We start from the raw sequence: 13,201 nt of genomic DNA, 5'->3' as shown, positions 1-13,201 counted from the left end.
AGCCCTTGACCAATGCCAGATCGATTCCTAGAATCCCGCTGCGAAGGGAGCGATCCGACATGGATGGACCAGATCTTCTCGCGGCACGACTTCTCCGCGCCACGGTCGCCGACGACGTCGACGCCGTCAGTCACCTCGTCGTCGAAATCGAAGACAACGGCTACGCCGGCCTCGTCGCCACAGGACTCGCGCAGTCCTACATCAACGAACTGCTGAAGACGGCCAGACGCGAACCGCTCCTGCGTGCCCTCGAAGCCCGGATCCTCGAGCTGACAACCATCGCGGAGGAAACAGAAGACACGTCGGGCTGATCACCGCTCGCGCAGTTCGTCCCGCGTGTTGGGTGCGATCAACCGTGCGCCCATCCGCTCCACTTCTTCACCTCGACCACGATGATCGGCCCAGGATGGGCGGCGTTGCGGTACTGCTCGTACTTGTTGTTGAGCGCCTCCCATGCTCGTTCCCAAGCCCAACCGTCCTCCGCGACGGCAGCTACCCCATCAGCCCGGACCCACCACAGGCGGCTCCAGTCCTCGTCGTAACCGTCCCAGCAGGGAGCGACGCGCGGATCACTTCGGATGTTCCTCAGACGCTTCAGATCGAGGGTGGACTTCGGCTTCTCGTCGATGCCGATAACGACGAGTCCCCCTAAGACCGCGAACGTGACGGGCACCAGGTGTGGATCGCCACCCTCCGACACAGTCGCCAGGCGGCCGACCCGCTCCGCGAGCGCCAGACTTCGAGACTCCTCAGCGGAATACCTCATCCAGCCATCCTGCCCCTCGGTGGCATCAGCAGTTCCTCGATCCACAACGGCGCCGGCACGATTCACGTTCCAGGTGATCGGCGGCATCATCGCGATCGCCTCGTGAGTCCGCCTCGATATGGCGGGCGTCAGCGACTCACCCGCCGAATGCTCGGCAGCACGCCCGGTCCTCGAGGGGAGGCCGGAATCGCGGGGCGCCCGGCCGGAGGCGTGCCGGTTGCGGCGTGTGAGGATGTCGGTATGGCGACCTCCTGGGCCTTCCCTCTGATCTCCGTGGACGAGCTCCGCGGGCGTCTCGAGGCCGGGGACGGCATACGTCTGCTCGATGTGCGGTATCGGCTCGAGCAGCCCGATGGCCGACCCGACCATCGCGCCGGCCATCTTCCCGGCGCGGTGTACGTCGACATGGACACGGAACTCGCCACGCACGGCGATCCGTCGCAGGGGCGGCATCCGGTTCCCTCCCGAGAGGCGCTCCAAAGTGCCGCGCGCCGCTGGGGCCTCCGCGTCGGCGACGCCGTCGTCGTCTACGACGACTATCGTTCGGTGTCGGCCGCGCGTGCATGGTGGCTGCTCACCCATTCAGGGGTCGACGATGTGCGGGTGCTGGACGGCGGCTTGTCGGCATGGGTGGCGGCGGGACTTCCGCTGGAGTCGGGCGATGTCGTGCCCGCCCGCGGGTACATCGAACTCGAAGAGCTGAGCGGAGGAATCGCGACGATCGACGATGCCGAATCCTGGCCGGCACGGGGCGTGCTGCTCGACGTGCGCGCGCCCGAGCGCTACCGAGGCGAGACCGAGCCGTACGACCCGATCGCGGGACACATCCCCGGAGCCGTCAACCTGCCCGCAGGCGCCTACCTCCACGGCGCGGGCTTCGCAGAGCCCGAGGCGATCCGCGACGCCTTCGCCAGTGCGGGAGTGACAGATGATTCACCCGTCGCCGCCTATTGCGGCTCGGGGCTGACGGCTGCGCACCTCGCGCTCGCCGGCGCGGTCGTGGGCGTCGACGTGACCGTGTTCCCCGGCTCGTGGAGCCAGTGGTCGAACACACCCGGCCGTACCGTCGCGACGGGACCAACGCCGGGCGGCGACCTCGCCCGGTCGCAAACCTAGACCGCTGCTTGCGGCGTCGTCCCTGGCTTCGAGCCCACCGACCACGGCTGATGGGTCAGACGGGTCGGCGGACGACGGTGTAGCTGTCGTGCTCCTCGGCCGGCGTGAAGCCGCGCGCATCGAACATCGACCGCAGTCCACAGAACGACGCTGAATCCTCGCCGGTATCCGTTCGGCGCGGGTATCCCTCGACGAAACGTGCGCCCCGGCCATTGCCGTCGGCGACGACGCGATCGAGGAGCGCCGAAGACACGCCATGGCGCCGGTACGGCGGAGCGATGATGAAGCAGGAGACCCCCACGACCGTGTCAGACGCAGGGCCTCCGCGATCGACGTCCGCGTATTTCGCGTAGGCCGATCGGCGCGACGCGTTGACCCAGCCCACTGGTCGGCCGTCGACGTAAGCGAGGTAGCCGAGCGTCGCACCTGAACGCAGCCGCCCGATCATCTCGGCGCGCACATCCCGCCAGGGTCGCTCAGGGACCTCACCGGTATGCGGATGCAGGCAGTAGCACGATCCCCAGTCGGGGTTGTCGGGGAACGCGTCGCGGTCGAAGAACTGCAGCCAGTCGTCGATGCGTTCCTCGGTGACCGGGTGCACCTCCACCGAGCCGATCGACGCACGCCGCTCGACGGGGCCGTCCTCGCGCACGGACGCCTCCGCGAAGTTGCGCGCCCACCGCCGCAACTCTTCATCGGGATACGGCACGTCGTGCACCGCACGCACATGTGCGACGAACTGCTCGACGAGCGACTCGATCTCGGCGCCATCGAATCGCGTGTCGTTCTCGAAGCATTCGATCCACATGTCAGTTCTCCGCGGAGACACCGGGCTTCAGCACTTCTCCAGCCTAGAAGCGCCGGGCGCCGCCCGCCTAGAGACCGGCTGGGTACGCGTGAGTGACGGCGGAAGCCACTCCGCCGGGATCGCCACCGTCGTGGACGGTATGTCAGAGGTTGCGGCGTGCGTCCAGGTCGTCTGCGAGCCGGTCCGCCTCACGTGCAACGGCCTCCTGCTCGGCCTCGCTCAGCGGCGGGAGGCCCACTTCGTCGGCCGGAATGCCCTCGTACGGGTCGGCGCCGGGGAACTCCTGACTGAACGAGCCCGCGACGACTCCCCCAGGGGGAACCTCGTCGCCTGCGGCACCCAACAGCGTCTCCTCGCCCGGAGGCTGCTCCGGTACGTCGTCTCCGAGGTGCTTACGATGCCACTCACCGCTCATGTCCACTCCCACCATTGCCAACAGCGCCACCGATCATCATCGAGACGATGGCGATGACTTCTTCTTACCATCGACTTCAAACATCATGTCTTCGCCCGGCGCACACACGGAACGTTGGCGCCATCGACCGCCTCTTCCGCGCCCCGCACGCGTCGGGGCACCCCGCATTGCTGTCAGCTCTCCGGATATGCTCGCCGCAGGAGGCACCATGTCAAGCGACGACCGACACGTTCACCCTGGATCGGAGATGGACCTCGCCATCAACCGGGCACTCGAGGCAGCCAAACTCCAGGCCGGGGACGCCTCCACGACGTTTACCGCCTTCGTCGGACAGCCGGAGCTTTTCTCCGTCGAGGTCGATGGCGATGCCGGTGCCGCGGACGGCGACTAACGGGTTCAGTGAGCTAGGCGGTGGAGGACGGTGCTCACGTTGATATCGGCGCGCTCGATGGCGTCGATTCGGAGGTGCGGAACTTGAAGCCGCTCAATCTCGCTCTTCATGTACTGGACGTGCGTCCAATCACCGGAGGTACTTGAATCACGGATGCGGCGGGCGCACAGTGGAAGGAGAGAGGGAGGTCACACATGCGCGACTGGATGGCTCACCCGGATGTCATGCCGATCCTCTCCCCGGGCCGCCACCGCTCGCCACGGCGCGGGGCCTGCTTCATGGAATTCGCGTCATACCTCGCGGGAGAGCGTTGGAGTGACCATCCCGCCTGTACGCACGGCACTCTCGCGCATCTCGCACGGATGGTGAACGACCTGACGAGCGAAGCCGGACGCGCCCGGCTCACGGCGCTCATTCCGTCAGTGGTCGGTCTGACGAGCGACGACCCGCTGCTCGACGTCCTGCTCGCCCTGCGAGCTGCCAGCGCCGCCCTGCCGATCGCCGCTGAGGAGCGCCAGCGTGCACAGGCGGTGGGCATGCGCGTTGCCCTCAGGGTCCTCGCGGAACGGGACGGCGAGCTCGTCGCGGAGTCGCGTGAACTGGCTCAGGCTGCCCTCCGCGCCGCCCCCGCCGCGGATGCTTGGGCCATCCGGTTCATCGAGAAGGTCGGTCCGAGCGGCCCTGGCATGACCGTACGGCAGTGCCGGGATATCGTGACAGGCGCCGTCGATGGGATCGCGCGGGCGTGCGGCGGAGATCCCGACGAACGACTCGTCGCCCTGCTCACTGCCGCTGTGTCGGACACGGCGCGCTTTGTCGGCGCGGCGCGGGAGGCGGCGGATGTCCGCGCCGAGGCGGATATCCCCGTCACCGTCTAGTCCGGCCTTCGGTCGGCTCGGTCTGGTGCTGGTCTCTCCTGACGCTTCGTGAGATCGACTACGAGCGCTGACCGTGGTTCCCGGTCAACCCCCGATAATCGGCGGCCAGCCCGCGTCTCACGCGCTGCGGGCACCGGACACGCGATAATCGACGCATGTCTTCCTCCGTCGAACGCCGCTCCAATCCGACTGCCTGGGCCGCGTTCTGGTTCGCACTGGCCGGCCTCCTCCTCATGCCCATCCCGCTGTTCATCGGGCTGATCCTCGGTGGCGCTCTCTCCATCGTCGCCGCCATCCTCGCCGTGATCGGGCTCTTCAAGGGACTCGCGCGCAACGGCAAGGGGATCGCCCCCGTCGTGTTCGCAGGGATCTTCATCGCGCTCACGTGGGGCGGCATCTCGGTTGGCGGCGGCACCGTCTGGTAGGTGGGTCGCCAAGAGAGGACCCGTAACAGCCTTGGTGATCGCTGGGAACTTCCAGCCAAGATCCTGCAGTCCCGCGGCATTGCTCCAGTCGTGGCGCACTATGAACCCATGTGGTGGAGATTTCTCAAGGCGGTCAAGACGCGACAGCACCGCGTCGCTCCGACGACGTGGGTCGCCGGCATCGCTGCCGTTGTCTACACGATCGCGCCGATCGATGTGATCCCCGAAGTCGTACTCGGCCCCCTAGGTTTCGTGGACGACCTCGGTCTTTGGGGGATCCTCGCCATCCTTTTCGCACGCGAGCAGCGCCGGTGGTTGGCAAGCCTGGCGCCCAGCCGAGTTGACCCCGGGATCGCAGCCCAGCCCCTCGGCTGATCTCTGATCGTGGTCCGACCCGCCGCGCAGTTCAGAGTGCACGAAACGCGTTCGCATTCCCGTTTCATCCGCCGCGAACACCACACTGACTCGTGACGCGGGGTTGGTTTCGCCGCACGGGACCCGCAGCGAACTAAGACCGACGCTGTGAATGTCTCGCCGATATTGTCGTATCCGAGCGTCGCCGTTCGTGGAATAGGCAGGTGACCCGTCCGGGTCGCGATGACCGAAGAGCCGCGACATGGCTCTCGTCCCGATGAGGAGAGAACAGTGCCGAAGTATCTGATCGCATTCAACGATGAGTGGGTGCCCGCGCACACCGCTGAGCAGCTGCAGAGCAAGAGCCAGGCTTCGTCAGCCCTGCTCGAGGAGATGAAGGAGGCCGGTGTCTTCCTCTACGCAGATGGAGGGATCGATGCCTCGACCGCGGTCTTCAGCGTCGTGAGCAAGGACGGGAAGGCGGTCTTCACCGATGGGCCGTTCGTCGAGTCCAAGGAGCACCTCGGCGGATTCACCGTCGTGGACGTCGCCGACGATGAGGCGGCGCGCTACTGGGCCGGACGACTGGCCGTCTCGCTGGACTGGCCGCAAGAGGTGCACCGGTTCCCCTCCGACCTCGCCGAGATCGTCGAACGGCACGCAACGGGGTCGTGACGGAACCCCCCGCAGAGCAGGCGATCGCCCGCGCCCACCGCGAGGAGTGGGCGCGGGTGGTGGCCGGTCTCGCTCGCCGTTTCGGCGATCTCGACCTCGCCGAGGACGCGGCGGCCGAGGCATACGTCGCCGCAGTGGAGCGGTGGCCGCGCGACGGCGTGCCACCCAACCCTGGCGCCTGGCTCACCACGACCGCGACGCGCAAGGCGATCGACCGGCTGCGGCGTGAGTCCCACCGCGACGACAAGTACCAGGCGGCCCACATGCTGTCGGACGACACTCCCCCGAAGCCGACCGGACCGGTCGACGACGACCGACTTCGGCTCGTCTTCATCTGCTGCCATCCCGCTCTCCCGATGGAGGCCCGTGTGGCGCTGACCTTGCGCCTGCTCGGCGGTCTGACCGTCGCAGAGATCGCCCACGCCTTCCTCGTGCCCGAGACCACGATGGCGCAGCGCATCACCCGTGCCAAGGCGAAGATCAAGGCTGCCCAGCTTCCCTACCGGATGCCGTCGGCGGCGGATCTCCGCGAACGGCTCGCCGGGGTCCTCGCGGTGATCTATCTCATCTTCAACGAGGGATATCTGGCCACTGCGGGGGACGATCCTCTTCGCGTGGACCTCAGCGACGATGCTATTCGCCTCGGTCGCCTTCTGCGCACGCTGCTTCCCGACGAGGGCGAGGTTGCCGGCTTGCTGGCTCTCATGATCCTCGCCGACGCACGGCGGACCGCGCGCGTGTCCGGCGCCGGTGAGCTGGTGACCCTCGACGAGCAGGACCGCGGCGCGTGGGACCGGAGCCTCATCGTCGAGGGGCACGCCCTCGTACGCGAGCGGATCGCCGCGGTCGCCGCCGGCGCCGAGCCACCTGGGCGGTATCAGCTCCTGGCCGCGATCAACGCGGTGCACACGGATGCCCCGTCCGCACGCGACACCGACTGGTCGCAGATCGTCGCGCTCTACGAACGCCTGATCGGGCTCGACCCGTCCCCGATCGTGCGCCTCAACCGCGCGATCGCAGTCGCCGAGCTGGATGGGCCCGACGTGGCGCTCGCCGAGATCGACCGACTCGACGGGGACCTCGATGGGTACCACGCCTATCACGCCGCGCGCGCCGACATCCTGCGGCGGGTCGGACGGAGCGACGAATCGCGGACGGCGTACGACCGCGCCATCCAACTCGCCGGCAACCCGGCCGAGCGGGCCTACCTCGCCCGCCGCCGCGACCAACTCGTGTGGTGACCCGAGGCTCCGTCTTTGCGCAGATCCGTCTATCCCGCTTGCGCCGTTGAGTCCGTTCCTGAGGCTCAGCGCCGCTGCGCCACCATGAGCACTCGCCGCCGTTGGAACGCGAAGATGGCCTCCATCTCGAGGTTTTCCTCGCGCACCTGCTGGGGTGACTGACCGGACTCGGCGGCGAGGTCCGAGGTCCGCTCCAGCAGTCGCGCGGCAAGCGCGCGCTGGTACTCGAGCCAATGAGGCGTGTCGTCGTAGGCGATCACGTCGAAGCCCGCGTCTCGGGCGATGTCGCGGTGGTCCGACACCTGCGGCGGGCGATTCGGCGGCTGACCATCGAAATCCCAGGTCGTGAGGACGAGCCGTGCGCCCGGGCGTGCGATGCGGGCGAGTTCGCGGAGGGCGGCGCCCTTGTGCGGGGTGAAGAGTAGGGCGTCCACGCTCATGATCGCGTCCGCGAAGTCGTCGGGGAGGGCGGTGGCCTCGAATGATCCGAGTCGGAACTCCGCGCGATCGGCGAGCCGAAGCCGGACCGCCTGGGCGCGCGCGGCCACCAGCGCCGAAGCCGCGATGTCGATCCCCAGGAGGGCGGCACCGGTGGCGCCGGCTACCCAAAGTCCGGGACCGCCGCGGCCGCATCCGATGTCGACCAGCGTGCCCTCCCGTGGGAGCGCGAGCGACTCGGCGATCCGACGCAGCTCGGACCGTGTGGTGAACGAGTAGATCTCGAGGCCGGCGGGGTACTCGTCGCCGTACACATCCGCCCACACCTCGTCCTGGACAGTCGACGCGGGTGTCGAGAACACATCGTCGAATCTCCCCGCCCAGTCCTCGATCTCCGCCGCCATGCGATGAGTATCGGCCCCCTGCCGGAGCCGGGCAAGAGGGGGGACGTATCGCGGCATGGGGCGAGAGGTCAGCGGCGCGGCCAGGGCGATCGGTCAGCCGCCGACCCGCTCCGCGCAGGGCACGCAGCGCCGCGCGGCTGGTCGCACCCGCAGTCTTTCGATCGGGATGCTTCGACCGCATCCCTCGCACCGGCCGTAGTCGCCGGAACTCCACCGGGTGAGTGCCTCGTCGATCTCGGCGAGCTCACGCTCAGCGGCCAGGCGGAGGCCCTCGATGCGCTGCCACTCCATCGACAGCGTGACACCCTCGGGATCGTGCTCATCGTCCGCAGTGTCGGCGCCGCGATCGCGCCGCAGTTCAGCAGCCGCCGCCGACAGCGCATCCCGCCGCGCAACTGCAGCAGCTTGAAGGCCGACGAGGAGCGTCTCATGGGATGCGCGAGAAGAATCGGTGCTCATCGGTTCGAGCCTAAGAGTCCCCCGCAGGACTGCGGCCCTCGCGGTCCTACACCGGCTCGGTGGTGCGGATCAGGCCGCAGTTCAGGCACGACCAGGCAACCAGGAATCGCTCATCGTCGAGGATCTCGAACTTCAGCGCATCGCCGCATGTCGGGCACGCTCGGGGATCCGGAGCATCGACCTTCATGCCGTCAGCCTAGGGTTGCTGCGTGATGCATGAAGGTGAGGTCGAGGTCGAAGTCGGCGATCTCTCTGCCGCACTCGCGGCGCAGTTCCCCGAGTTTGCCGGGTTGCCGGTAAGGCGTGTGGAGTCGGCGGGCACCGTGATCGCACCGTTTCGCGTGGGCGAGAACGTCGTCGCCCGATTGCCGCTCGTGCCGACCGACGCGGATGCGGCACGCGACAGCATTCACCGAGAACAGCGGTACGCGCTCGTGCTCGCCGACCATCTGCGAGTCGCAGTGCCCCGGCCCCTCGGGATCGGCGAGCCCTTCCGCGGGTATTCGGGCATCTGGTCGGTCTGGACCTGGTTACCCGGCCAGTCGCTCGACCAGCTTCCCTTGGCTCGTGATGCGCGTCTCGCAGGCGACCTCGCCGAGGTCATCACTTCGATTCAGGCGCTCCCGGCAGCGGGTCGAATGTGGAATGGGGAGGGTCGTGGGGGCAGGCCGCTGGCCGACACCTCGTGGGTGCGCGAATCCATCGACGCATCCGCCCATCTCATCGACCCACGCGAGGCGACTGTCTGCTGGGAGAGGGCGCTCGCGGCCGATTCACACCAAGGTCCCGCCGTGCGCATCCATGGCGATCCCATGCCCGGCAATTTCCTCGCGAACGATGGTCGACTGACCGGGATGGTGGATGTCGCGCAGCCGACATTCGGCGATCCGGCCGCGGACCTGCAACCGGCCTGGGTTCTGTTCGACGAACCAGCGCGCAGTGTGTTCCTTACTTCGATGGGACTCGATGAGTCCGCAAGCGAGCGTGGACGCGGCTGGGCGTTCGAGATGGCGATCGGTGGCGCGCACTACTACGAACACACGAACGCCGTGTTCTTCGAGCAGGCGATGCGCACGCTGCATCGGCTCCTTGCGGAGTGAACCCGCGCGCTGAACGCCAAGAGCGTCAGCCCGACGACGTTCCGATCGAGGGGAAGACGAAGCCCCCGCGCGACTGGGTCGGCGGGGGCTCGCTTTGGTATTTCAACGATCGTGGGTGCTCATAGTCTGTCCTTCCCTAGGGAACACTCCGAATCTAGCCAGCGAGTCAAGCTTTGACAATCAGCAGGGAGACTCATCACCCCTACGCTCGTACAAGCGCGATAGTCGGCCGCGATCGCGACGCCCGATGCCTCAGAAAGGCAGATCACCAAGCCGTGTACTCGCTCCTCCTGGCGATCATCTACATCGCCTTCATCAGTCTCGGGCTCCCAGACTCGCTCTTTGGCGCGGGCTGGCCGGTCATGCATCAGGACCTCGACGTCCCCATCGCCTTCGCCGGCATCCTCACCATGATCATCGCCGGCGGCACCATCCTGTCCAGCCTGGCATCCGAGCGGATCACCCGTCGGTTCGGCGTCGGCCTTGTGACGGCCGTCAGCGTCGGAATGACCGCGGCCGCCCTTGTGGGCTTCTCCGTCTCGGGTTCGTTCTGGATGCTGTGCCTGTGGGCCATCCCGTACGGACTGGGCGCGGGCGCCGTGGACGCCGCACTCAACAATTACGTGGCCGTGCACTACGCCGCGCGGCACATGAACTGGCTGCACGCCTGTTGGGGCCTAGGTGCGTCGATCAGCCCTTTCATCATGAGCTATGCCCTCGGCTCCGGTTTGGGCTGGTCCAGTGCTTACCTCATCGTCGGCATCATCCAAGCGGTTCTCACCTTCGCGCTGCTGATCAGCATCCCGCTATGGGGCAAGGTCAACCCCATCGTCCCGAGCGGGCACGATGTTGACGAAGCGGAAGCGACCGGTGACGAGCCTTCGGGGCGGGGGCGCAGCCACGTCCCCCTCGCCCGCGCAATCCGGATTCCCGGCGTCCTGCTGATCCTGACCGCCTTCTTCGCCTACTGCGCGCTCGAGAGCACAGCGATCCTGTGGGCATCGACGTATCTGGTCACCGACCGGGGAGTCGCCCCCGCGACCGCGGCCGCGTTCGCCTCGCTGTTCCTGCTGGGTATCACTGCAGGGCGCTTCCTGGCCGGCTTCTTCGCTGACCGCGTGGGCGACCGGCTGATGATCCGTGGTGGCTTCGCGACGGTCGGCCTAGGTGTCGTGCTGCTCGCACTGCCGGCAGAGACCACCGTGCTTGCGCTCGTCGGACTCGTGACTCTGGGACTCGGATGCGCGCCGATCTACCCCGCGATCATCCACTCCACACCGGTCAATTTCGGCCGCCGCAACTCACAGGCCATCATCGGCATCCAGATGGCCGCCGCCTACACCGGCTCGACCTTCGCACCACTGCTGTTCGGGGCGATCTCTGCCTGGACGGGAATGTGGATCTTCCCGCTCTTCCTCGCCGTACTCGTGGCACTGGGTCTGCTCATGTCCGAGCGCCTCAACCAGCTCGTCCGACGCCGAGGACGAGCGGGCACGGTCGAGGTCAGCAGCTAGCGCGTCCCCCACAGGGCCCAGACAACAAGAACCGGCTGCAGCAGCAGCCGCACGAAGCGGGCGCGGTCGGTGCGGAGCATCGGCGCCGACCGGCCGGTCCGCCACTGGTGGACATTTCCCGGGAAGACCGCGACGAAGAACGCCGCGACGAGCCAGCCGACGCTGCGCTCCCGGGGAATCGCCGCGACCGCGCCGGCGAGCATCAGCTCGGCCACACCCGAACCCACGACGATCGCGTCTTTGTCGAGACCCGTGAGGCGAGTCGACCAATCCGGCACGACGATGCGGTAGCCGCGCCTTCCCCAGGTCAGATGCGACACGCCAGCGGCAGCGAGCAGCGCGACGAGCGACCACCGCGCCGCCGTACGCCAACCGGCCATCGGATCAGCCACTGAGCTCATTGCTCGACGCTACCTGAGGGTCGGCGAAGATCCATCCACCCAGCGTCGCGCGCGGGGTGGGGCAAGCGCTCGTCAGTAGATGGTTTCGCCTCGTTTGAGCATCTCGACGTACTGCGCAACGCGTGCGGCTCGCGAGGTCGGCCGTTTGAGATTGGCCACGCGGAAGGCCATCGCGAATCGGTTCTGCGCCGACTGTCTCGCGAAGGCTTCGGCGATCGCCGGGTCTGCGTCCAGGGCTTCCTGCAGCTCCACGGGGAGCTCGCCATCGCTTTGCCGATACGCGCTGTCCCCGCGTCCGTCCGCTTTCGCCCGGTCGATCTCACTCTGACCTTGGGGCCGCATGCGACCCTCCTCGATGAGCCGACTGACGTGACCGATGTTGACCTTCGACCAGATGCTTCGCGGTCGTCGTGGGGTGAAGGATTGCAGGAAGTAATCGGCATCAACGGATTGCGACTGCCCATCGATCCACCCGAAGCACAGCGCGACATCGAGAGCCTCTGCGTAGGTGATCCCTGGCCGGGTCGTCGCCTTCTTCCGCAGCCGCAGTCGAACCCCGCCCGGGTCTGGGTCCGCGGCCAGCCAGGCTTCCCAGTCCGCAACCGTGTCCACGTGCAGCTCGGGCTTGTCCGCGTGGTTGACCATGACGGGAGGATAGCCCGTGCCACCGACCCGGGTCAGAGCCGACGCCGGAGGCGCTCGGCCTGGCGCAGCAGGTACTGCTGTTCGAGAGTGCTGGTCGCGCGGCGGGCGGCCTCCGCATACGCGGATGCCGCGGCATCCGTCTCCCCCACCCTCTCCTGCAGGTAGGCGAGTGCGGCGTAGTAGCGGGGCACGTCATCGTTCACGGCGTGGAGGGCGGCGAGTCCGGCTTGCGGCCCGTCTGCCTCGCCGCTCGCGACCGCACGACTGAGGCGGATGATCGGTGAGTCCCCGAGGACGAGAAGCTCGTCGTACCATTCCACGATCTGCACCCAGTCGGTCTCAGCGGCAGTCGGCGCATCCGCGTGCAGCGCCGCAATGGCGGCCTGCGCCTGGTACTGCCCCAGCCGGTCGCGGGCGAGCGCCGCCTGCAGGATGTCGACTCCTTCAGCGATCGAGCCCACGTCCCACCGAGTGCGGTCCTGCTCGGCGAGCGGCACGAGTCGTCCGTCGATCACGCGGGCGGGCCTCCGAGCGTGGGTCAGCAGCATGAGGGCGAGCAGCCCGCGAACCTCCGGCTCGTCGGCGAGTGCTGCGAGCTGCCGCATCACGCGGATCGCTTCGGCGGCGAGGTCGAGCTCACCGGAGTAGCCCTCGTTGAACACCACGTAGAGCACGCGCAGCACCCGCGACAAGTCACCCGGCTGATCCAACGGAATGCCGACAAGCCGCTGCTTCGCACGACTGATGCGCTGCGCCATCGTCGCCTCGGGCACGAGGAAGGCATCCGCGATCTGCCGCGTCGTCAGACCAGCCACCGCGCGCAGCGTGAGTGCGACGGCCGACGCCGAGGTGAGGACGGGATGCGTGCACAGGAAGTAGAGCGCGAGCGTGTCGTCGCGCTGCGGCACGGGACCGGACACGAGTTCTGTCGCAAGCCGCTCCTCCCGGGCAGTACGCGCCACGTCGCTGCGCACCTGGTCGAGGAACGCGCGCCACGCGACGGTGACGAGCCACGCACGAATGTCACGAACCCCCTCGAGATCCGATCGCTCGAGTGCGCGCACGAGGGCGGCCTGAACGGCATCCTCGGCCGACGCGAAGTCCGCGCCGCGCCGGACGAGGATGCCGACCACCTCCGGGATCGTACGGCGCAGGTCCGCCGCGTCCACCT

The 13,201-nt window shown here is 67.8% G+C and carries 19 protein-coding genes; 10 read left to right on the top strand and 9 right to left on the bottom strand.

Annotated elements, in window-relative coordinates:
* Positions 1 to 59 precede the first annotated feature (59 nt).
* Positions 60 to 311, top strand: coding sequence for a hypothetical protein (locus ACXJ3V_RS01755; protein ID WP_457098532.1), 252 nt, complete (start codon positions 60 to 62; stop codon positions 309 to 311).
* Positions 312 to 349: 38 nt separating this feature from the next.
* Here the strand turns inward: ACXJ3V_RS01755 and ACXJ3V_RS01750 are convergent, their stop codons facing one another.
* On the bottom strand, positions 350 to 766 hold the full coding sequence (locus ACXJ3V_RS01750; protein ID WP_457098531.1) for a TIGR03668 family PPOX class F420-dependent oxidoreductase: 417 nt from the start codon (positions 764 to 766) through the stop codon (positions 350 to 352).
* A 240-nt stretch (positions 767 to 1,006) separates the two neighbouring features.
* On the opposite strand from ACXJ3V_RS01750, the gene ACXJ3V_RS01745 reads away from it, so the two are divergent.
* Positions 1,007 to 1,882, top strand: coding sequence for a sulfurtransferase (locus ACXJ3V_RS01745; protein ID WP_457098530.1), 876 nt, complete (start codon positions 1,007 to 1,009; stop codon positions 1,880 to 1,882).
* A gap of 55 nt (positions 1,883 to 1,937) precedes the next feature.
* Here the strand turns inward: ACXJ3V_RS01745 and ACXJ3V_RS01740 are convergent, their stop codons facing one another.
* Both ACXJ3V_RS01740 and ACXJ3V_RS01735 read right to left on the bottom strand, forming a co-directional pair.
* The gene (locus tag ACXJ3V_RS01740; protein WP_457098529.1) at positions 1,938 to 2,690 is read right to left on the bottom strand and encodes a GNAT family N-acetyltransferase; all 753 of its coding nucleotides are present in this window, start codon (positions 2,688 to 2,690) and stop codon (positions 1,938 to 1,940) included.
* 142 nt (positions 2,691 to 2,832) lie between these two features.
* On the bottom strand, positions 2,833 to 3,105 hold the full coding sequence (locus ACXJ3V_RS01735) for a hypothetical protein (protein WP_457098528.1): 273 nt from the start codon (positions 3,103 to 3,105) through the stop codon (positions 2,833 to 2,835).
* Positions 3,106 to 3,313: 208 nt separating this feature from the next.
* Here ACXJ3V_RS01735 and ACXJ3V_RS01730 point away from each other — a divergent pair, with 208 nt between their 5' ends.
* The 6 genes from ACXJ3V_RS01730 to ACXJ3V_RS01705 all read left to right on the top strand — a co-directional run bounded on the left by ACXJ3V_RS01730 (position 3,314) and on the right by ACXJ3V_RS01705 (position 7,069).
* On the top strand, positions 3,314 to 3,496 hold the full coding sequence (locus tag ACXJ3V_RS01730) for a hypothetical protein (protein ID WP_457098527.1): 183 nt from the start codon (positions 3,314 to 3,316) through the stop codon (positions 3,494 to 3,496).
* A gap of 362 nt (positions 3,497 to 3,858) precedes the next feature.
* On the top strand, positions 3,859 to 4,374 hold the full coding sequence (locus ACXJ3V_RS01725; protein WP_457098526.1) for a hypothetical protein: 516 nt from the start codon (positions 3,859 to 3,861) through the stop codon (positions 4,372 to 4,374).
* A gap of 155 nt (positions 4,375 to 4,529) precedes the next feature.
* On the top strand, positions 4,530 to 4,799 hold the full coding sequence (locus tag ACXJ3V_RS01720; RefSeq protein ID WP_457098525.1) for a hypothetical protein: 270 nt from the start codon (positions 4,530 to 4,532) through the stop codon (positions 4,797 to 4,799).
* 108 nt (positions 4,800 to 4,907) lie between these two features.
* Positions 4,908 to 5,174, top strand: a complete 267-nt coding sequence (locus tag ACXJ3V_RS01715) for a DUF1232 domain-containing protein (protein ID WP_457098524.1) — start codon at positions 4,908 to 4,910, stop codon at positions 5,172 to 5,174.
* Between the two features lie 270 nt (positions 5,175 to 5,444).
* Positions 5,445 to 5,828 carry a YciI family protein gene (locus tag ACXJ3V_RS01710; RefSeq protein WP_457098523.1) on the top strand — a complete coding sequence of 128 codons (384 nt, stop codon included), beginning with the start codon at positions 5,445 to 5,447 and terminating at the stop codon, positions 5,826 to 5,828.
* Positions 5,825 to 7,069: an RNA polymerase sigma factor gene (locus tag ACXJ3V_RS01705; RefSeq protein WP_457098522.1), complete on the top strand. Its 1,245-nt coding sequence runs from the start codon at positions 5,825 to 5,827 to the stop codon at positions 7,067 to 7,069. Before ACXJ3V_RS01710 ends, ACXJ3V_RS01705 begins: the two co-directional genes overlap by 4 nt.
* 65 nt (positions 7,070 to 7,134) lie before the next feature.
* Here ACXJ3V_RS01705 and ACXJ3V_RS01700 read toward each other — a convergent pair whose 3' ends face one another.
* From ACXJ3V_RS01700 to ACXJ3V_RS01690, 3 genes are all read right to left on the bottom strand, one after another.
* Positions 7,135 to 7,911, bottom strand: a complete 777-nt coding sequence (locus ACXJ3V_RS01700; protein WP_457098521.1) for a class I SAM-dependent methyltransferase — start codon at positions 7,909 to 7,911, stop codon at positions 7,135 to 7,137.
* A 93-nt stretch (positions 7,912 to 8,004) separates the two neighbouring features.
* Positions 8,005 to 8,370, bottom strand: a complete 366-nt coding sequence (locus tag ACXJ3V_RS01695) for a TraR/DksA family transcriptional regulator (protein WP_457098520.1) — start codon at positions 8,368 to 8,370, stop codon at positions 8,005 to 8,007.
* A 46-nt stretch (positions 8,371 to 8,416) separates the two neighbouring features.
* On the bottom strand, positions 8,417 to 8,557 hold the full coding sequence (locus tag ACXJ3V_RS01690) for a hypothetical protein (RefSeq protein WP_457098519.1): 141 nt from the start codon (positions 8,555 to 8,557) through the stop codon (positions 8,417 to 8,419).
* Between the two features lie 25 nt (positions 8,558 to 8,582).
* Here ACXJ3V_RS01690 and ACXJ3V_RS01685 point away from each other — a divergent pair, with 25 nt between their 5' ends.
* Complete coding sequence (locus ACXJ3V_RS01685) at positions 8,583 to 9,470, top strand: phosphotransferase (RefSeq protein WP_457098849.1); 888 nt, start codon at positions 8,583 to 8,585, stop codon at positions 9,468 to 9,470.
* Between the two features lie 275 nt (positions 9,471 to 9,745).
* Entirely contained in the window at positions 9,746 to 10,984 is a 1,239-nt protein-coding gene (locus tag ACXJ3V_RS01680; protein ID WP_457098518.1) for an MFS transporter, read from the top strand.
* Here the strand turns inward: ACXJ3V_RS01680 and ACXJ3V_RS01675 are convergent.
* The 3 genes from ACXJ3V_RS01675 to ACXJ3V_RS01665 form a co-directional block, all read right to left on the bottom strand.
* Complete coding sequence (locus tag ACXJ3V_RS01675; RefSeq protein ID WP_457098517.1) at positions 10,981 to 11,385, bottom strand: DoxX family protein; 405 nt, start codon at positions 11,383 to 11,385, stop codon at positions 10,981 to 10,983. The genes ACXJ3V_RS01680 and ACXJ3V_RS01675 overlap by 4 nt on opposite strands.
* A gap of 72 nt (positions 11,386 to 11,457) precedes the next feature.
* Positions 11,458 to 12,030, bottom strand: coding sequence for a YdeI/OmpD-associated family protein (locus ACXJ3V_RS01670; protein WP_457098516.1), 573 nt, complete (start codon positions 12,028 to 12,030; stop codon positions 11,458 to 11,460).
* 32 nt (positions 12,031 to 12,062) lie between these two features.
* A complete protein-coding gene (locus ACXJ3V_RS01665) occupies positions 12,063 to 13,199 on the bottom strand; it encodes an RNA polymerase sigma factor (protein ID WP_457098848.1) in 1,137 nt (378 codons plus the stop codon).
* Positions 13,200 to 13,201 lie beyond the last annotated feature (2 nt).

The sequence above is a fragment of the Microbacterium sp. P5_E9 genome (assembly GCF_054049175.1).
Note: the sequence above shows the minus strand (reverse complement) of the source record. Positions and strands in the feature narration are given on the sequence as shown.